Annotated in this window: 13 protein-coding genes; 1 reads left to right on the plus strand and 12 read right to left on the minus strand. The window is 65.3% G+C overall.

Annotation, left to right across the window (positions count from 1 at the left end; genetic code table 11):
• The 11 genes from I6F09_RS33445 to I6F09_RS33495 form a co-directional block, all read right to left on the minus strand.
• Window positions 1-1,038: a diguanylate cyclase gene (locus I6F09_RS33445; protein ID WP_225189919.1), complete on the minus strand. Its 1,038-nt coding sequence runs from the start codon at window positions 1,036-1,038 to the stop codon at window positions 1-3.
• Window positions 1,038-4,148 carry an EAL domain-containing protein gene (locus I6F09_RS33450; protein WP_036002400.1) on the minus strand — a complete coding sequence of 1,037 codons (3,111 nt, stop codon included), beginning with the start codon at window positions 4,146-4,148 and terminating at the stop codon, window positions 1,038-1,040. The genes I6F09_RS33445 and I6F09_RS33450 overlap by 1 nt, the downstream gene beginning before the upstream one ends.
• 176 nt (window positions 4,149-4,324) lie before the next feature.
• Window positions 4,325-5,410: a branched-chain amino acid ABC transporter permease gene (locus tag I6F09_RS33455; RefSeq protein ID WP_225189920.1), complete on the minus strand. Its 1,086-nt coding sequence runs from the start codon at window positions 5,408-5,410 to the stop codon at window positions 4,325-4,327.
• Window positions 5,407-6,417 (minus strand): branched-chain amino acid ABC transporter permease, encoded by a 1,011-nt coding sequence (locus tag I6F09_RS33460; RefSeq protein WP_036002397.1) that lies wholly within the window; start codon window positions 6,415-6,417, stop codon window positions 5,407-5,409. Before I6F09_RS33460 ends, I6F09_RS33455 begins: the two co-directional genes overlap by 4 nt.
• Complete coding sequence (locus I6F09_RS33465) at window positions 6,414-7,136, minus strand: ABC transporter ATP-binding protein (RefSeq protein ID WP_225189921.1); 723 nt, start codon at window positions 7,134-7,136, stop codon at window positions 6,414-6,416. The genes I6F09_RS33460 and I6F09_RS33465 overlap by 4 nt, the downstream gene beginning before the upstream one ends.
• On the minus strand, window positions 7,133-7,909 hold the full coding sequence (locus I6F09_RS33470; protein ID WP_225189922.1) for an ABC transporter ATP-binding protein: 777 nt from the start codon (window positions 7,907-7,909) through the stop codon (window positions 7,133-7,135). The genes I6F09_RS33465 and I6F09_RS33470 overlap by 4 nt, the downstream gene beginning before the upstream one ends.
• 200 nt (window positions 7,910-8,109) lie before the next feature.
• Window positions 8,110-9,294: a substrate-binding domain-containing protein gene (locus I6F09_RS33475; RefSeq protein WP_036002387.1), complete on the minus strand. Its 1,185-nt coding sequence runs from the start codon at window positions 9,292-9,294 to the stop codon at window positions 8,110-8,112.
• A gap of 104 nt (window positions 9,295-9,398) precedes the next feature.
• Entirely contained in the window at window positions 9,399-11,432 is a 2,034-nt protein-coding gene (locus I6F09_RS33480; protein ID WP_225189923.1) for an acyl CoA:acetate/3-ketoacid CoA transferase, read from the minus strand.
• A gap of 245 nt (window positions 11,433-11,677) precedes the next feature.
• Window positions 11,678-13,120, minus strand: coding sequence for a sigma-54-dependent Fis family transcriptional regulator (locus I6F09_RS33485; protein WP_036002382.1), 1,443 nt, complete (start codon window positions 13,118-13,120; stop codon window positions 11,678-11,680).
• 272 nt (window positions 13,121-13,392) lie between these two features.
• Window positions 13,393-15,129, minus strand: a complete 1,737-nt coding sequence (locus I6F09_RS33490) for an EAL domain-containing protein (protein ID WP_225189924.1) — start codon at window positions 15,127-15,129, stop codon at window positions 13,393-13,395.
• Between the two features lie 433 nt (window positions 15,130-15,562).
• Window positions 15,563-16,528: an HWE histidine kinase domain-containing protein gene (locus I6F09_RS33495; RefSeq protein ID WP_109142072.1), complete on the minus strand. Its 966-nt coding sequence runs from the start codon at window positions 16,526-16,528 to the stop codon at window positions 15,563-15,565.
• Between the two features lie 179 nt (window positions 16,529-16,707).
• Here I6F09_RS33495 and I6F09_RS33500 point away from each other — a divergent pair, with 179 nt between their 5' ends.
• Window positions 16,708-17,547: an SDR family oxidoreductase gene (locus I6F09_RS33500; protein WP_109142073.1), complete on the plus strand. Its 840-nt coding sequence runs from the start codon at window positions 16,708-16,710 to the stop codon at window positions 17,545-17,547.
• A 128-nt stretch (window positions 17,548-17,675) separates the two neighbouring features.
• On the opposite strand, the gene I6F09_RS33505 is transcribed toward I6F09_RS33500, so the two are convergent.
• Window positions 17,676-19,052 carry a cytochrome P450 gene (locus I6F09_RS33505; RefSeq protein ID WP_225189925.1) on the minus strand — a complete coding sequence of 459 codons (1,377 nt, stop codon included), beginning with the start codon at window positions 19,050-19,052 and terminating at the stop codon, window positions 17,676-17,678.
• Window position 19,053 lies beyond the last annotated feature (1 nt).

Here is a 19,053-nt window from a genome sequence, read left to right on the forward strand (position 1 = left end):
TCAGGCCGATTTGCGCTTGACGGGGTCCGGAACCGGCTTGCCGCCGAGGGCGGCGAATTCGGCCAAAACCCGTTCGGCGCAGATGACGCGGTTGCGGCCGAGGCGTTTGGCGACATAGAGCGCCTCGTCGGCGGCGCCGAGCAGCCGGTCCGGGCTGCCGTCGGTACCACCAGGAATATGGCTGGCGACGCCGACGCTGAGGGTGACGTGGTCGCCGGCGCCCATTGCGCCATGGGCGATCGCCAAGGCCATCACGGCGCAGCGGATCGCCTCGGCCACCATGCAGGCGCTGTCGCAATCCATGTCGGGGAGGATCAGCGCAAACTCCTCGCCGCCATAGCGGCTGGCGAGGTCGAGCGGGCGCACCGCATGCCGGCTGACGACGTCAGCGACCGCGCGCAGGCACTCGTCGCCGCTCTGGTGGCCGTGCTGGTCGTTGAACAGCTTGAAATGGTCGACGTCGACGAACAGCAGCGCCAGCGGCTTCTGCGTGCGCTGGGCACGGGCCCATTCGCCGAGCAGCATCTGGTCGAAGGCGCGGCGGTTCGCGAGGCCAGTGAGCCCGTCCTTGGTCGCGAGCTCCTTCAGCGCCATCTCGGCGCGCTTCTGGTCGGTGAGGTCGCGCAGCGTCTCCACCACCGCGATCAGGTTGCCGGCCTCGTCGTGGATCGGGCCGGCGTCGATGGCGAGATAGAGCTGGCTGCCGAGTTTGGGCATCACGCACCAGTTCTCCGCTGAGAAGCCGAGCCCGTTGTGGCCGCGCGCGGCATATTCCGAATAATACTCCGGCAACTGCTCGGGCCGGTCGAGCGCGACGAGGTCGGCAAGGCAGGGGCGCTTCGTCTCGTAGAATGCCTGCCAGTGCTTGCTGGTGCCGATCACTTCGGCGGCCCCGACGCCGGTCAGCCGCTCGCAGGCTCTGTTCCAGATCACGACGCGGCGCTTCGGGTCAATCACGAAGGTCGGCACCACGAGGTGCTGCATCAGCCGGACGGCGTAGGAATCGGCGACATCGAGCGCCTTGCGCGACTTCGGCATCAGGCCACCGCAGCCACGGGCAAGCCATCGGAGGGACCGAACAGCTTGCGTACCTCGCTGGCCGGCTTCGGTGCACTGAACAGATAGCCCTGCATCTGCGTGCAGCCGAGCGCGCGCAGCATGTCGCGCTGCGCCTCGGTCTCGACGCCCTCGGCGACCGTGGTCATGCTGCTGGCGGCCGCGATGTTCACCACCGCCTGCACGATGATGGGCGAGCCGCTCGCCTCGGCGATGTCGACGACGAAGCAGCGGTCGATCTTGATCTTGTCGAACGGGAAGCGCTTCAGATAGCTCAGCGAGGAATAGCCGGTGCCGAAATCGTCGAGCGCGATGCGCACGCCGATCGACCGCAACTGGTGCAGGATCGAGAGCGCCGCCTCGTCGTCGCGGATCAGCACGGCTTCGGTGATCTCGAGCTCGAGCCGGCGCGGGTCGAGGCCGGAGGCGGCGAGCGCGCCCGCGATTCGCAGCGCCAGCGTGTCGCATTTGAGCTGCACGGGCGAGACGTTGACCGCGAGGCGCACATGCGCCGGCCAGGTCGCGGCCTCACTGCAGGCGGTGCGCAGCACCCAGTCGCCGAGCTCGGTGATGAGGCCGGTGTCCTCGGCGACCGGAATGAACTCCGCCGGCGACACCATGCCGCGCTGGGGATGGCGCCAGCGCAGCAGCGCCTCGCAGCCGGAGACTTCACCCGAGCGCAGGTCGACCAGCGGCTGATAGTGAATCTCGAAGCCGCCGTTGACGAGGGCCTGGCGTAAATCCTGCTCCATGCTGAGGCGTGCCTTGGCGCAGGCATCCATTGCGGGCTCGAAGAAGCGGTGGGTGCGCCGCCCCTCGGCCTTGGCCCCGTACATCGCGAGGTCGGCGTTCTTGACCAGCTGATCGAGATCGGCGCCGTCCTGGGGCGCCAGCGCGATGCCGATGCTGGCATCGGTGGAGAGCTGATGGCCGAGGCAATGATAGGGCTGCCGGATCGCCTGGTAGATCCGCTTCACGAAGGACAGCACGTCGGCGGAAGACCCGATGTCGGTCTGGATCACGGCGAATTCGTCGCCCCCGAGCCGCGCGATCAAATCGCCCTGCTTGAGACAGCCGCGCAGACGGCCGCCTATCGCCTTCAACAGCTCGTCGCCGACGTGATGACCGAGCGAATCGTTGATGCCCTTGAACTCGTCGACGTCGATGTAGAGCAGCGCAAACTGGCCGCCTTCGGCGACCTTCTCCAGCTCGCATTCGATCTGCTCGCGGAACAGGGCCCGGTTCGGCAGGTCGGTCAGCGCGTCGTAATGCGCCATATGCGCGATCTTCTCGTGATCGCGCCGCCGCTCCGTGACGTCCTCGACGACATTGATGATGTAGCGCGGCTCGCCCGACCTGTCGCGGATTCCGATCCGGGTGGACGTGATGTAGCGCCGTCCGATGCTTGGCGTGGTCCACACGTGCTCGTCCAGGAACAGCCCGTCCGGCGATTGCAGCAGCTTGTCGTCGTCCCGGGTGATGATCCCGGCGGTTTCTGCCGGATAGAGATCGAACGCGGTCTTGCCGACGATCGTCTTGCTGGTTTCGCCGAGTTGTTGCTCGGCCACCTGGTTGGCCAGCAGGTAGCGCCGCGTGCGGGCATCCTTCACGGTGATCCGTGACGGGATATGGTCGATGATCTCGCGCAGGAAGGTGTAGTTGCGGTCGCGCTCCTGCTCCAGATTGCGCTGCTCGGTGATGTCCTCGATCGTGGCGACCCAGCCGCCCTGCGCGAGCGGCGTGTTGATGACCTGGAAGGCGCGGCCGTTGGCCAGCTGATGCGTTCTCGTCGAGACCGTGCCTTCGGCGACGACCCTCATGACGTCGGCGCAAAACGCTTCGACATCGCCATCGAATGCGCCGCGCTCCTTGCGATGATACATCGCCTCGCGGATGTGGCAGCCGGGCTTGATGACGTCGTGGGACAGGCCGAACATGTCGGCGTAGCGGCGGTTGCAGGTGACGATGGTGCCGCCCGCGTCGTACAGGATCAGCCCTTGCGACATGTTGTTGAGGGCGGTGTCGAGCCGCAGCCGCTCCGCTTCGATGCGCTGCTGGGCTTCGCGGTTCTGCCGGTTGATCTGGCGGATGATCAGATAGAGGATCAGCGCGATCACGCTGGCCGCGACGCCTGCCGTGGCCACCATGAAGCCGGTTTGCTGCCGCCAGTCCGCAAGTGCCGCTGCCGTGGTGTTGGTGGCGATGATGACCAGCGGGAAATGCGTCAGCGACGCAGCCGAGCCGAGCCGCTCCTCACCGGTGACGGGGCTCCTGCCGCGGAGCGTCTGCTGACCGCCTTCGGCCAGCACTTTCTGCATCAGCGGCCCGTCCTTGAAGTTCCGCCCGATCAGCTCCTCGGCGTGCGGATAGCGCGCCAGCATCTTGCCCTCGCGATCGAACAGCGAGATGGCCGTGCCGTCGGCGAGCGCGACCGAAGCGAAATATTGCTGATAGCTGCTCGGGTCGATCCGCCGCACCATGGCGCCGAGGAATGTGCCGTCCGCGCCGCGCAGCCGGCGTGCGACGACCGTGGTCCATTTGCCGATGATGAGGCTGCGGACCGATTCCAGGATGACCGGCTCGGCCGCCGGGTTGAACTTGAACGACTGGAAATAGCCGCGCGAGGAGATGTTGATCTTGGGCAGCGGCTGGGCCCGCGACCAGTTGATCAGATCGCCCTCGGCATCGTAGATCGCGATGTCGCCGAGATACGACACGGAGCTGATCTTGCTGCGCAGCATCTGGTTTGGCGCAGGCCCGGACATGCGCTCGCGGAACATCGCAGGCGAGGTGATCTCCGCCAGGTTCATCTGTCCGATCAGGTCGGCGGCGACAACGTCGGAATCCTCGAATTGCTGATCGAAATGCCGCGCGATCAGCTTCACCGTGTTCTCGAGCTCGCGTTCGCGGTTGGCGAGGGTCCGCTCGCGAAACTCGCCGACGGCGATGGCCGTGGCGATGAAGATTCCCGCGACCAGAAGCACGCCGCACAGGGTCAGCCACAGGACGGGACCACGCCGCGCCAAGGCCTCCCAGCCGTTCCTCGCGGCTCGAGACATTCCGGCTGCTACGCTGGCAAAGACCTGGCGCATTCCCCCTCGCTGGAGGACCACGAATACACCGCACAAATGGCGCAAACCTTAGGAAAGCCAGTTACCTAAGCATTAATCCGGCTCGTGTGATCGCATCCATCCTAGCGCTGCGCCCATCGCACGCGGCGCTTCTGTCGCGCGCGCTGCAATCGCGGCGCCGCATCGTGAATCATCGGTTAATGCCCGGGTCCTGCGGGCTTCTTGCCGCCGCCATGGCGCAGCCGTCCGACCACGCCGGTCGGGAAAAAATAGACGCTGGCGATGAACAGCAGCCCGAGCCACAGCAGCCAGCGGTCGGGATGCAACAGCCCCGGCAGCAGCGGCAGCCCGGCTTCGTCTGCCGCCTTGGAGGCGACTCCCATCAGCGACTGCAGATAGTTCTGGGCGAGGATGAAGATGGTGGCGCCGATGATCGCGCCGTAGATCGTGCCCATGCCGCCGATCACCACCATCAGCAGGATGTCGAGCATGATGGAGAAGCTCAGCGAGGTGTCGGGACCTGCATAGCGCAGCCACAGCGCATTCAGGATGCCGGCGCTGGCCGCGACGAGGGCGGCGAGGCAGTTGGCGTAGGTCAGGTGGAACACGGTGCGGAAGCCGAGCGCCTCGGCGCGAAAGCGGTTCTCGCGGATCGCCTGCAGCACGCGCCCGAACGGCGAGTTCACCACGCGGAGGAGAGTGAGGATCATCAGGCCCGAGATCGCGAACACCAGGTAGAAGGTCAGGATGCGGCCGTTGATCTCGAAGCCGAACAGGTTCTTGGAGATCAGCACCGTGCCGGGGCGCAGCAGCTCCGGCAGCTGGAAGCTGCGCCCGTCCTCGCCACCGGTCAGCCAGGACAGCTGCGAGGCCAGCACCTGGAAGGCCGAGGCGACCGCGAGCGTGATCATGGCGAAGAAGATCGCCGCGACCCGCAGCGAGAACAGCCCGATGGCGAGCGCAAGCAGGGCTGCGAGCGGCAGGCCGGCGACGATGCCGGTGGCGACCGCGGCCCAGTTCGGACCTATGCCGTACAGCGCCATCGCGATCGCGTAGCTGCCGATGCCGTAGAACATGGTGTGGGCGAACGACACCGAGCCGGTATAGCCGAGCAGGAGATCGTAGGAGGCGACGAGGGCTGCGAAGATGCAGATCTTGGCCGCGACGTTCAGCGCCTTGGCGCCCGGGAACAGGAATGGCGTTGCCGCCAGCGCCAGGATGATGACGACGAGAACGAGCGTCAGGACGCGACTGCGCGGCGGATCGCCTGAGAGGATCATCATCGGCTGGTCACCGCATAGAGGCCGCGCGGCCGCCACATCAGAATGGCGACCATCAGCAGGATGTTGGAGACGAGGGCGAGCTTCGGCACCAGGAAGCCGCCGTAATTGGCGACCATGGCGACGAGGATGGCGCCGATGAAGCAGCCGCCGATCGATCCCAACCCGCCGATGATGACGACGATGAAGATCAGGACGGTGAGGTCGTCACTCATGGAGGCGTGCACCTGCTCGCGGTAAAGCGCCCACATCACGCCGCCGAGGCCGGCCAGCGCCGATCCGGTCATGAACACGCCGAGGAACAGGCGGCGGATGCGGTAGCCGAGCGCCTCCACCATCTCGCGGTTCTCGACGCCGGCGCGGATCAGGAGGCCGAGCTTGGTGCGGTTGAGCACGAGCTGGATCGCGATGAAGACGGAAAGCCCGATCAGCATCGCCAGCACGCGGTACTTGGCGATCGCGACGTCGCCGATGATGAAGGAGCCGCGGAGCGAGGCCGGCAGCGGCATCGGGATGATCTGCGGCCCCCACAGCGCATAGAGCGTCTGCTCGGCGACGATCAGGCCGCCGGTGGTCATCAGGATCTGCTTCAGGTGCTGGCCGTAGACGGGAAGGATGAGCACGCGCTCGACGACGAGGCCGAGCGCACCCGACACCGCCATTGAGAGCAGCGCGGCTGGCCCCAGCACCGCGAGGTTCATCCAGAGCGAATCGGCCTGGATGGACGCCGCGAACGGCGCCAGCACCAGGGTCGCGACATAGGCGCCGACGGCGATGAAGGCGCCGTGGCCGAAATTGAGCACGTCCATCAGGCCGAACACCAGCGTTAGCCCTGAGGCCATGATGAAGATCATCATGCCCATGGCGAGGCTCGCGACGGTCAGCGTCAGCCAGGACGAGGTCGATCCGATCAGCGGGATCATCAGCAGCGCGAGCGCGAGCGGCAGCAGGATCGGCGCGAGATCGCGTTTCGGCTTCGGCAGCGGATCGGTTGCGGCAAGGTCTGTCACTGATGCGCCTCCAGGCTCAGGCCGAGCAGCCGCTCCTGCAGCGGCACGTCGGCGGCGAGTGCCGCCATCTCGCCGCGATGAACGATGGTGCCGTTGTCCATCACCAGCACGTTGTCGCCGAGCTCGCGGGCGGCAAAGAAATTCTGCTCGACCATCAGGATCGTGGCGCCCTTGCGCTTGATCTCCTTCAGGCACTCGATCAGCGCCATCACGATGGCGGGCGCGAGGCCCTTGGTCGGCTCGTCGATCAGGAGCAGCTTGCGCGGCTCGACGATCGCGCGCGCAATCGACAGCATCTGCTTCTGCCCGCCCGACAGGCTTCCCGCGCGCGACAGCCAGAAGCGGCGCAGCGCCGGGAAGAAGCCGAAGATCCAATCCAGCTGCTTGTCGTCGAGCGGCGCGTCGCGCGCCGCCAGCACCAGGTTCTCCTTCACCGTGAGATCGGAGAACACTGCCATGCTCTCCGGCACGTAGCCGACGCCGATCCGCGCGATGTCGGGGGTCGCAAGGCTCTCGATGCGCTGGCCTGCCAGGGTGATCTCGCCTTTCGAGGCCTGCCACAGCCCCATGATGGTGCGCAGCGTCGTGGTCTTGCCGGCGCCGTTGCGGCCGAGCAGCATCGTGACCTGTCCTTCCGGCACCGTGAGATCGATGCCCTGGAGGATGTGATAGCGCCCGATATGGGTGTGCACGCCGGAAAGCTTGAGGAGATCGCTCATGCTGCGCTCCCTGCAGCGTTCTTGGGCGCGATGCCGAGATAGGCTTCCTGCACGATCGGCGAGGCGATCACCTCGGCAGGTGCGCCGTCCGCCACCAGCTGCCCGTTATGCAGCACGATGATGCGGTCGGCGAGCGAGCGCACCACGTCCATCTTGTGCTCGACCAAGAGGATGATCTTGCTCTTGTCCTGCTTGAGCTGCGCGATCAGGTTCAGGACGATCGGCACCTCGTCGATGCTCATGCCGGCGGTCGGTTCGTCGAACATGAAGACTTTTGGCTCGAGCGCGATCATCAGCGCCACCTCGAGCTTGCGCTGGTCGCCATGCGACAGCGCGGTCGCAGTGACGCCGCGGCGATTGCCGAGCGCGACCTGGTCGAGAATGGCGTCGGCGCGCGCGATCAGGTCGCGGCGCACCATCCAGGGCCGCAGCATGTCGTAATGCGTGCCCGCTGCCGCCTGCACCGCGAGGCGGACATTCTCTTCCACTGAGAGGTTCGGGAAGAGATTGGTGAGCTGGAAAGCACGTCCGAGACCCGCACGGGTGCGCATTGGTGCGGAATGCTCGGTGATGTCGGCGCCGTCGAACAGGATGCTGCCGCCGGATGCCCGCAGCTGGCCCGAGATCAGATTGAAATAGGTGGTCTTGCCGGCGCCGTTCGGCCCGACGATGGCGGTCAGCTCGCCCGGGCGAAACGTGCAGGAGACATTGTTGACCGCGACATGGCCGCCGAAGCGGATGGTGAGGTCGCGGGTTTCGAGGGTGAGCGGCATGGAGAGTCTGGCAAATGATGAAACGAGATAGATCCGCAGGTCACGCTGCGCTCCCTCCCCCGCTTGCGGGGGAGGGTCGGGGAGAGGGCTGTCTCCGCAGGCGAGAACCCCCAAGAGGAAGGAGTCCTCTCCCGGCCTCTCCGCATCCGCCTTCGCCAAGGCTTCGGCGGACAAGAGCGGGAGAGGTGAAGCAAGAAAGCTTACCGCTTGTTCTTGATCGGAACGTTCATGTCCTCGATCTTCAGCTCGCGCACCGGCTCGAGCACGGCCCAGGCGACGTTCGGATCGACCTTGACCTTGAAGTGATACATGCTCTGCAGCGCCTGATGGTCCTCTTTCCGGAACACCATCTTGCCCTTGGGCGTGTCGAACTCCAGGCCCTCCATCGCGCTGATCAGCTTCTCGGTGTCGGTCGACTTCGCCTTGGTGACGGCAGCGACGACGGACATCGCAGCCGCGAAGCCGCCCGCGGTGAAGAAGTCCGGCGGCGCGTTGAAGCGCTTCTGATGCTCGGCGACGAGCCAGTCGTTCACCGGGTTCTTCGGGATCTCATAGAAGTAGTAGGTCGCGCCTTCCATGCCGGGCAGACCCTTATAGGCGGCGAGCGCCGGCAGGATATTGCCGCCGGTGGAGAGCTCGATGCCGTAGCGCTTCGGGTCCATGTCCTGGAGCTTGGCCAGCGGATTGCCGGCGCCGGCCCAAATCACCCAGATCACCTTGCGGCCCGGCTTGTCCTTCAGCGCGTCGAACAGGCGCTGGCCGACCGCGGTGAAGTCGGTGGTCGAGGTCGGGGCATATTCTTCCGCCGCGAGCGTCGCGCCGGTCTTGGCGAGCGCTTCCTTGAACGCGGCGACCCCGTCGCGGCCGAAGGCGTAGTCCTGCGCCAGCGTCGCAACGGTAACGCCCTGCTTGCCGATCGCGACCGCGTTGGAGATCGCGTCCTGCGAGGAGTTGCGCGCCGTGCGGAAGATGTAGCGATTCCATTTCTCGCCGGTAATCTGGTCCGCGACCGCGGGCTCGACGATCAGGATCTTCTTGTTCTCCTCGGCGACGGGAAGAATGGCGAGCGCCGCGGCCGACGAGGTCGTGCCGATCGCGATATCGACCTTGTCATCCTGATAGGCCTCCGAGAGCGCGGCCTTGGCGAGGTCCGGCTTGCCCTGGTCGTCCTTGGTGATGATGACGATCTTGCGGCCGTCGAGCGTCATGCTGCCCTTGGTGGCGTATTCGAATCCCATCTTCAGGCCGGTCTCCGTCTGCTTGGCGTAGGCCTCGAGCGGACCGGTCTTGCCGTAGATCAGCGCGATCTTGAGATCGTCGGCGAGCGCGGAGGTACCCGCGCCGAGCGCGAGGATGGTTGTTGTTATGATGAGTGATCGACGCACGATGGTCCCTCCTGATGTAAAGTTTCTGCCAACAGCGATTTGCACAACGTCACGAACATTGCAATTGATCCTTCCGGCGGCGTGCGCCGGCGCGAGAGCATGCATCATTTTTGAGCCTGGCTCGCATTGCGCGCCGCGCCGGCCTCGATCTGGCGCCAGTCCGACTGCGCTTCCTCCGCGCTCTCGAAGATGTGCGGCGCGACGCCGCGCTTCTCCAGGGCTTCGCCGAGCTTGATGCGCAGGAAACCCGACGTGGTGTAGCGCGACACGCCGGAATAGAAGCGGTCGACGAGGCTGCGCACCATGGCCGAATAATCGTCCATCAGTTCCGGCAGGATAGAAAAATTGTCATAATTGACGATGGCGTAGACGCGGCGTCCGAGCGGCGCCAGGCGGGCCTCGACGATGGCGGCGATGGTGTCGATCTCCGCCTTGCTGCGCAGCGGATAGCGCTCGAGATTGACGAAGAACAGGTTCTGCTGCTCGTCCAGCGTGAAGCGCTGGTCGAGCGGGATGGTGAGCAGGCGCTCGCGCAAATCCATCAGGCCGTCGCCGAAGATGCGCGCGTCCATCAGCGCGGGGTCGCGCGGGATCAGCGGCTTGAAGTCCATCAGGCGCAGGATGTCGCGCTCGACGTCGATGCCGGGCGCGACCTCGACGAGCTCGAGCCCGCCCTCCCGGAGCTCGAACACGCAGCGCTCGGTGACGTAAAGGGTGCGTTGCTTGCGCGCGGCGGCAAACGGGCCGCTGAAGGTGACGTGCTCGACATTCTCGACGAATTTGCGCGACGTGGCCTCGTCCAGGATGACGAGCTTGCCGTCCTTCACCGCGATGCGTTGCTTGCCCGCACCGAACGTGCCGACGAAGATCACTTCCTTGGCGTTCTGGCTGATGTTGATGAAGCCGCCAGCGCCTGCGAGCTTCGGCCCGAACTTGCTGACGTTGAGGTTGCCGGCGCGATCGACCTGGGCAAGCCCAAGGAAGGCGGCGTCCAAACCGCCGCCGTCGTAGAAGTCGAACTGGTAGGGCTGGTCGATCACCGCCTGCGTGTTGATCGCCGCGCCGAAATCGATGCCGCTCGCCGGGATGCCGCCGATCACGCCCGGCTCCGCCGTCAGCGTGATGAGGTCGATGATCCGCTCTTCATTGGCGACCGAGGCGATCCCCTCGGGCATGCCGATGCCGAGATTGACGACGCTGTTGGCCTTCAGCTCCAGCGCCGCGCGCCGGGCGATGATCTTGCGCTCGCTGATCGGCATCACCGGCAGCGAGGCGGCGCGGACCCGGATCTCGCTCGAGAAGGCCGGATTGTATTGCGTGCCGAAAGTCTGCCAGTGGTTCTCGGGCCTTGACACCACGACACAGTCGACGAGGATGCCGGGAATCCTCACTTGACGCGGATTGAGGCTGCCGGCCTCGGCGACGCGCTCGACCTGGGCGATGACGATGCCGCCGGAATTATGCGCCGCCATGGCGATGGCAAGCGCCTCCAGCGTCAGGGCCTCCTTCTCCATGGTGAGATTGCCGTCGGGATCGCCGGTGGTGGCGCGGATGATCCCGACATCGATCGGGAAGGTCTTGTAGAGCAGGCACTCCTCGCCGCGCAGCGTGATCAGCTCCACCAGGTCCTCGGTGGTGCGTGCGTTCAGCTTGCCGCCGCCGTGCCGGGGGTCGACGAAGGTGCCCATGCCGACACGGGTGATGTGGCCGGGCCGGTGCGCGGCGATGTCGCGGAACAGGTGGGTGATGACGCCCTGCGGCAGGTTATAGGCCTCGATCTGGTTCGCGATCGCGAGCTGCTGCAGTTTCGGCACAAGGCCCCAATGCCCGCCGATCACGCGCCGCACCAGGCCTTCATGTCCGAAATGATTGAGGCCGCGCTGCTTGCCGTCGCCCTGACCGGCCGCGTAGACCAGCGTCAGATTGCGCGGCTTGCCTTGCGTATAGGGCGCATCGCCCTCGTGGGACAGATAGAGCTCCTCCAGTGCGACGGCGATCTCCTCGGCAAAGCCGATGCCGACGAAGCCGCCGGTCGCCACCGTGTCGCCGTCGCGGATCAGCATGACGGCTTCATTCGCCGAGACGACCTTGCCCTTCTCGGAATTGCGCAAGTAAGGCAGAGCTGGATGATGGCTCACGGCGTTCCTCCCGCTCCCTGGACCGTAGGCCTTGTTGTGCTTGATCTTATCGCGAAGCGCTGCCCCGGAACAGGTTGCTCCTCGCGAAGGAAAGACGGCAAAGCGGAGAGCAAGGTCCGCGCCAGATCCCGCAACGTCGCGCAAAACCGCTGAAATCTGCAGCAATTGCCTGCAATCTGTCCCGGAAGAGCAGCCGGGTGCGGTGTCCGGAATCCGAGACTCCGGACAGTCCGGTGTCTCGAAACTCAGACGGGCGCCGATCCCGAGGCGAGGCCGAACTTGGCGAGCTTCTTGTAGAAGGTCGCGCGCGAGATCCGCAGCATCCGGGCGGCCTCGGTGATCTGGCCGTTGCTGGCGGCGAGCGCCTGCTCGAGCGTGTGCTTCTCGAACTCGGCCTCGGCCTCGGCATAGGGCACCACCAATCCGGCCGGGCGCTCGGCCGGTGCGAGCCTGACCTCGGTGCCGATGGGGAGGATGCGGGCGACATCCTCGCCGGTCAGCCGCCCGGAATCGCTGAGGATCAGCGCGCGCTCGAGGATGTTGCGGAGCTCGCGGACATTGCCCGGCCAATCGTAACGGGCGAGCGCAGCGAGCGCGCTCGGCGTGATCTTCGCCTTGACGTAGTCGCCCGACGCGCTGATGTCGTCGAGCAGCCGGGCGCAAATGTCGGGGAGATCGTCGAGGCAGTGGCGCAGCGGCGGCAGATCGACCGAAAGCACGTTGAGGCGGTAGTAGAGATCGGCGCGAAATGCGCCGTCGCTGACACGCTTGCGCAGGTCCACATTGGTCGCGGCGATGACGCGGACGTCGACCCTGGTGATCTTGTCCGAGCCGAGCGGCTCGATCTCGCGCTCCTGCAGCACCCGCAGCAGCTTGGCCTGCAATTGCAGCGGCATCTCGCCGATCTCGTCGAGGAACAGCGTGCCGCCGTCAGCGATGCGGAACTTGCCCTCGCGTCCCCGTCGGTCGGCGCCGGTATAGGCGCCCGGCGCAGTGCCGAAGAACTCCGACTCGATCAGCGTCTCGGGGATCGCGGCGACGTTGACGCTGACGAACGGCTTGTCGGCGCGCGAGGAGGCGTTGTGAATCGCCTGTGCCAGCATCTCCTTGCCCGTCCCGGTTTCGCCGGTGAGCAGGACGGTGACGCTCTGCCGCGCGGCGCGGCTGGCGATCTCCTTGGCGCGCGCGATCGCCGGCGTCGTGCCGACGAAATCGGCAAAGGTGAAGCGCGCCGCGCGGGCGTTGGACAATTGCCGCCGCGCCAGCCGCAGATCGCTCTCGAGCTGGGCGACGCGGGCGAGCAGGGGCTTCAGGCTTTCGAGATGATCATAGAGCACGAAGCCGATCGCGCCGATCACCGTCCCGTTCTCGTCCTCGATCGGCATGCGGGTGACGACGAGTTGCTCGCCGCCGAGCTCCATGATGTCGAGCAGGATCGGCTCGCCGGTCTCGGCCACCTTCCGCATCAGGCTGTTCGGGATGACCTCCTCGATCGACCGGCCGATCGCCTCGCTGGCATGGTCGAGACCGAGCGCGGCAAGATATTTCTCGTTGACGTAGACGACGCGCCCGCCGCGATCGATCGCAATCGCGCCCTCGCAGAGCTTCTCCAGCCGCTCGAACAGCGTTTCCATCGCGCGCGCACGGAGATAGGCGGGATCGCTGATCGAGGAGGCGGCGGCAGGCATGAGATACCTCGGGGAGGTCCGCCCCGTGTATTAGCAAAAGTGCAGCGATTTCAAAGGGGGAAATGGCGCCAAAGGAGGAATGGGCGCTGAACCCAGCTCAGCAATCGCTGTCGTCCCGGGGCGCGCAAAGCGCGAGCCCGGGACCCATAACCACAGGGCGCAGTTGCTGCGCGACGCTCCCACTCCGAGTCTTCGCTAAATTGCTCCCTTTGGGTATGGGTCCCGGGCTCGCTTCGCGCCCCGGGACGACAGCGGTATGTGTCGCGCCGCCCCTACCGCCGGTACCCGCTCGCCCGCGAATAGCCCTGGCGGTGCTGTTGCGCCGGGCGGCTTGCCACGCTGACCCGCGCCTCGCTCGAGGAGGGCGTTGCGAGCTTCAGCTCCTCCAGGAAGATCGGCCGGGAGAAATAATAGCCCTGCGCGTAGCGGATCTTGGTCGCCGCCTGCAGATAGGCCAGCTCCTCGTAGGTTTCGAGGCCTTCGGCGATCACCGTCATGCCGAGCGCCTCGCTCAAGGATTCGATCGCGCGCAGGATACCCTGGCTGCGCGGACGATTATGAATGTCGGTGATGAAGGAGCGGTCGATCTTGATCTCGTCGGCGGTGATGTCGGCCAGCGCCGAGAGCGAGGAATAGCCGGTGCCGAAATCGTCGATGGAGACGCCGACGCCGAGCTTGCGGAACATCGGCAGGATCTCGTCCTGAAAATGATTCTTGGCGACGAAAGCATCTTCCGTCACCTCGATCATGAACCGCTGCGGAAAGCCGGTCTCCTCCAGCGCCTGCGCAAAGCTGCGCATGAATTCGGGATTGCCGGCCTGCTTGGCGGCAACGTTGATGCTGATGGTCGCTTCCGGGCCGAACGTGTCGTTGATCAGGTCGATCGACTTGACGATCTCGGCGAGCACGAGATGGGTCAGCTCGTCGATCAGGCCGAGCTCGCCGGCAAGATTGATGAACGAGCCGGGCGCCTGGATCACGCCTTCGTCGTCGCGCAGGCGCACCAAGGCCTCGATGCCCTTCACGGCCTGCGTGCGGATATCGACCTTGGACTGGAAGGCGCAGCAGAAGCGCTTTTCCAGGATGGCGAGCCGCAGCGACTGCTCGACCTTCATCCGCGCCTGCGCCTCGCGCTCCATGCTGGCATCGAAGAAGGCGGCCAGTCCCTTGCCATTGTTCTTGATGCGGTACATCGCGATGTCCGCGTTCTGCCGCAGCGTTTCGAAGCTGCGTCCATGGTCGGGATAGAGGCTGATGCCGACTGAGGTCGAGGCGAACACTTCCGAATGGTCGATGAAGAACGGCGCGGTCAGCCGCTCCAGCGTCGATTGCATGAATTCGGCGACTTCCTCCTGGCTCTGGACCGGTGACAGCAGCAGCAGGAATTCGTCGCCCGAGATGCGCGAGAGTATGTCGGAATCGCGCAAGTCCCGTCCGAGCCGCTTCGCCAGCTCGACCAGCAGCGCGTCGCCCACGGCGTGGCCGTAATAGTCGTTGATGTGCTTGAAATTGTCGACGTCGAGGAAGGCCAACGCAAAGCGTTCGCCGCTGTGGGCGTGCGCCAGCAGGGCATTGGCGCGGTGCTCGATCACGCGGCGCGAGGGCAGCCCGGTCAGCTCGTCGAAATAGGCCGAGCGGAACAGCTGGTCCTCGAAATTCTTCTGCTCGGTGATGTCGGAGGATGCGGAGATCAGGAGCTCGCGTCCGTCGAGACGAACGGGGCGATGGGTCGTGAGCAGCACCTTTCGCGCGGCGCCGACGTGAAGCGCTTCCTCGGTCACGACGGGCTGCCCGTCGCTCAGGGCCTGGCGGCAGGCCTCGCGCCGCGGCGTCAGATCGGGTGAAGGACGGCTGCCGTCCAGGCCGAGCTGCGCGGCGGCGGCATCGTTGACCAGCAGCAACTCGCCATGCGCGTCCTGCACGGTGAGGCCGGCCGGCAGCATTCTAACGATTTCCTTGAGAAAACCGAGCTCGGCTTCAGTCGCGCCGGAATATTGATTGTCGTTCATAGAAGTCATGAATCTTGTTGTTTCAGCGCGCCTTTGCAATGGGCGCGATCTTCCGCGGTTCCCTCTTAAGTTTGGTTAAGGGGTCAGGAGAAATACGGGGGTGTTTTGGAGAAAACTTGCGACGATCCGACGCGCGCTGGCGATCGTCATTAACGGAGCGTCAACGCGCTCGGCGAAACAGCGAAGTATCCGCGTGGGAGCGATTTCGCCTGCGGCCATCCTTCGAGACGCCCGCCGTGGGCGGGCCCTCAGGATGAGGGCCGGAGTGCGCTGCGCGATATCACCCGAGCACCGATGCCGCTTAGCCTCATCCTGAGGAGACCGCGAAGCGGTCGTCTCGAAGGACGAGGCCGCTTGCTCAGGTCGCGCAAGTGCCACACGCGATTGCGCCACCGCGCGGGCAGCAAGGAGCACACCTTACATGTTGCGACGTCTACTCGCTTCGTGGAATTCGGCACTGCATGATGCAATGCAGCCCGGTTTTCAGATACGAGATCTCGGTTTTGCCGTCGAAAGCCGACAGTGCCGACTTCAAGAGCTTGGTGCCGAAGCCGGGCTCCGAAACCTTGTCCACGCTCGGTCCTTCGGTTTCGTCCCAGGTGATCGTCAGGCGGTCGTCGGTGATGGTCCATGACACCTGCAACAGACCGCGCGGTGAGGAGAATGCGCCGTACTTGCCTGCATTGGTGGCGAGCTCGTGAAACATCAATGACAGCGTGACCGCGAGCTTGGGCGGCAGGAACAGCCGCTCGCCGTTGAGCGTGAAGCGGACATGGCCGTAAGGCCCGAGCTCGGAGATCAGGAGGTCGCGGATGTCGCAGCCGGCCTTGTCGATCCGCGAAATCAAATCATCGGTTGCGGCCAGCGAGCGCAGCCGCGGATCGACCCGGGCCCAGACCTGTGGCTGGTCGTGCAACACCTGGTGCACCACGGCATGCACCGTCGACAGCTTGTTCTTCAGCCGATGCTGGAGCTCCTCCACCAGCAGCTTGCGATAATCCTCTTCCTCGATCAGGCGTTTGGAAATTCGGCGCTGCTCGGCCAGCATGGTGCGATAGTGCTCGACACCCCAGATGGTGATCGCGCACACGGTCCAGTAAAGCGCCAACAGGACAAACCGCGCGCGATCCGCAAACGCATCGCCGAAATTCAGCGCGACGCCGAGCACGCCGCCGACGAGCGCCGTCACGATGCCGATCCGGAATCCGCCCAGGGCCGCAGCAAAGAAGACGGCCGGGAAGTACGGCGTGAAATAGATGTCGGGACGAACCTGAGCGAGGCCCCAGCGGACCAGGGTTGCAGCCAACAGGCAGACCACCGCAAAGCCGATGCTCAGAGCGAGCGAGGGCGGCGCCGCACCCTGCCAGCCCTTGCGGAACTCCTCGATCAGCTTCCTCATGCACTGCCTGGTTGCGATAGGCGTTCGACGGTCGAGCGGCCCGTGAGGATGTTACGCATGCCGCCCATACAAGCATAGCTTGCCTTGTCGGAAGCGGGCAGGAATAGTGACCGCTGCGGCGACGGCGGCGGCCGGCATTCGCCATTTGGCATCAAATCACTCGAAAACAGGAACATTCCATGGGCAGGCTGGACGACAAGGTTGCGGTGATCACGGGGGCGACGAGCGGCATCGGATTGCGCACTGCGGAAGTCTTCGTTGCCGAAGGTGCCAAAATTGTGATCGCAGGCCGGCGCGTACCGGAAGGCGAGGCGCTGGCGAAGCAGCTCGGGGAAAGCTGCATCTTCCGTCAGACCGACGTCACCGTCGAAGCGCAGATGCAGGCGCTGATCGCGCTCGCGGTCGACAAGTTCGGCAGGATCGATTGCCTGTTCAACAATGCCGGCGGGCCGGCACAGACCGGCGGCATCGAAGGGCTCGAGGTCGAGCGGTTCGATGCGGCGATGGCGACGCTGGTGCGCAGTGTCATGCTCGGCATGAAGCACGCCGCGCCCTACATGAAGAAGCAGGGCGGGGGCAGCATCATCAACAATGGCAGCATTGCCGGCCGCCTCGCCGGCTTCTCGTCGTCGATGGTCTATGGCGCGGCCAAGGCGGCGGTGATCCATCTCACCAAATGCGTGGCGATGGAGCTCGGCGAATCCAACGTTCGCGTCAACTCGATCTCGCCCGGCGCGATCGCGACCGGCATCTTCGGCAAGGCGCTGGGGCTCTCGACCGATGCCGCCGAGAAGACGCCGGCGGTGATGCGCGAAGTCTACAAGACCGCGCAGCCGATCCCCCGCGCGGGTCTTCCTGAAGATATCGCCCAGGCCGCAGTGTTCCTGGCCAGCGACGAATCCAGCTTCATCAACGGCCACGACCTCGTCGTCGACGGCGCCATGACCGGCGGCCGCAACTGGAGTCAACAGCAGCAGGGCTATGTGGCCCTGCGCAAGGCGTTCGACCAGGGGGCGTAGCAGCTCCGGCGATGGTGCCGTAGGGTGGGCAAAGGCGCGCCCTTCGCGCGCCGTGCCCACCATCGATGTTTGCCCCCGGAGAAATGTGGTGGGCACGCTTCGCTTTGCCCACCCTACGAGATCGGCGCCTAAACCGCCTTCACCGTCACCCGCAGCCCGTCCCGCGGCTTCGGGATCGGCCACATCTGCCAGTCGGGCTTGTAGCCTGGCGCGAGCGACACTTCGATATTCTCCAGGAAATGCCGCGCGAAACATTTCGCCTGCATGTAGGCGAAGTGCAGGCCGAGGCACATATGCGCGCCGCCGCCGAACGGCACGAAGGCGAAACGGTGACGGCCACGCTGGGCGTCCTCGGTGAAGCGCATGGGATCGAAACGGTCCGGCTCCGGCCAGATCTCCTTCATGTGGTGGGTATAGAGCGGGTTGATGCCGATCGCCGTGCCGGCGGGAATCGCAAAACCCTTGAAGCTGAAATCGCGCATCGCGCGGCGCGGCATCGACGGCACCGGCGGCTTGAGCCGCAGCGCTTCCTTGAACGCCATCTCGGTCAGCGGCATCTTCTCGAGATCGTCGAAGCTGGTCGGCGCGCCGGAGGCGAGGCCGAGCGCGAGCACCTCCGCGCGCAGCCGGTCCTGCCAGTCCGGATTGGCGGCGAGCTCGCCGATGAAGGAGGTCAGCGACGAGGTCAGCGTGTCGTGCGCGGCCATCATCAGGAAGCTCATATGGTCGATGATGTCCTGGTCGGACAGCAGCGCGCCGTTCTCATGGGTGGCGCGGCATAGCTGCGAGAACAGATCGTCGCCGCCGTGATTGCCGCGCCGCAGCGGAATCTGCTCGCGGAAATAGCCGATGATGCGCTTGCGTCCCTTCACCCCTCGCGCCATCTGGGTGCCGGGCAGGGGGCGGCGGATCGGGGTGACGGCGGCGGCCACCATGTCGATGAAGGCGCGGTTGATCTCGTCGACCTCGGGCCCGATATCGGCGCCGAGGAAGGAGGCCGCGGCGAGATCGAGCGTGAGCTGTTTCATCGCCGGATAAAGCTGCATCTCGCCGGGCTTTGCCTTCCACTGCGCGACGCGCGCGGAAATGCCCCGGTCGAGATCGCCGAGATAGGACTTCATCGGCCCGGACTTGAACGCGACCGAGAGCGCCTTGCGATGCAGGCGATGCTCCTCGAAATCGAGCAGCATCAATCCGCGCGGAAACAACAGCCCCAGCACCTTGTCCCAGCCATGGGTCGAGGAGAACAGCTTCTGCTGGTCGAACAGCACGAGCTCGTTGGCCTCGGGCCCGAGCAGCACGACGTTGGTCTCGCCGAAAAAGTGCGTGCGGTAGACCAGACCGTACTTGGCGCCGTTCGCCTCGATATGGCCCTTGGGGTCGGCGAGCACCTGAAAGGTCTTGCCGATGATCGGCCAGCCTTCGTCACCGGGAATGTGCGTCAGCTCGTTGCGCCTGGGCGGAGTGAACGGAAGCGCAGGGGCGGCCACATTCTGCATCGACATG

Source organism: Bradyrhizobium sp. IC3195, from assembly GCF_020193585.1.
GTDB classification, from domain to species: Bacteria; Pseudomonadota; Alphaproteobacteria; order Rhizobiales; family Xanthobacteraceae; genus Bradyrhizobium; species Bradyrhizobium yuanmingense.

Excerpts from the sequence above, each read along its gene's own strand:
- I6F09_RS33505 (WP_225189925.1), bottom strand. The coding sequence starts at position 19,052 with ATGTCGATGCAGAATGTGGCCGCCCCTGCGCTTCCGTTCACTCCGCCC.
- I6F09_RS33455 (WP_225189920.1), bottom strand. The coding sequence starts at position 5,410 with ATGATGATCCTCTCAGGCGATCCGCCGCGCAGTCGCGTCCTGACGCTC.
- I6F09_RS33450 (WP_036002400.1), bottom strand. The coding sequence starts at position 4,148 with ATGCGCCAGGTCTTTGCCAGCGTAGCAGCCGGAATGTCTCGAGCCGCG.
- I6F09_RS33495 (WP_109142072.1), bottom strand. The coding sequence starts at position 16,528 with ATGAGGAAGCTGATCGAGGAGTTCCGCAAGGGCTGGCAGGGTGCGGCG.
- I6F09_RS33485 (WP_036002382.1), bottom strand. The coding sequence starts at position 13,120 with ATGCCTGCCGCCGCCTCCTCGATCAGCGATCCCGCCTATCTCCGTGCG.
- I6F09_RS33465 (WP_225189921.1), bottom strand. The coding sequence starts at position 7,136 with ATGAGCGATCTCCTCAAGCTTTCCGGCGTGCACACCCATATCGGGCGC.
- I6F09_RS33490 (WP_225189924.1), bottom strand. The coding sequence starts at position 15,129 with ATGAACGACAATCAATATTCCGGCGCGACTGAAGCCGAGCTCGGTTTT.
- I6F09_RS33470 (WP_225189922.1), bottom strand. The coding sequence starts at position 7,909 with ATGCCGCTCACCCTCGAAACCCGCGACCTCACCATCCGCTTCGGCGGC.
- I6F09_RS33445 (WP_225189919.1), bottom strand. The coding sequence starts at position 1,038 with ATGCCGAAGTCGCGCAAGGCGCTCGATGTCGCCGATTCCTACGCCGTC.
- I6F09_RS33500 (WP_109142073.1), top strand. The coding sequence starts at position 16,708 with ATGGGCAGGCTGGACGACAAGGTTGCGGTGATCACGGGGGCGACGAGC.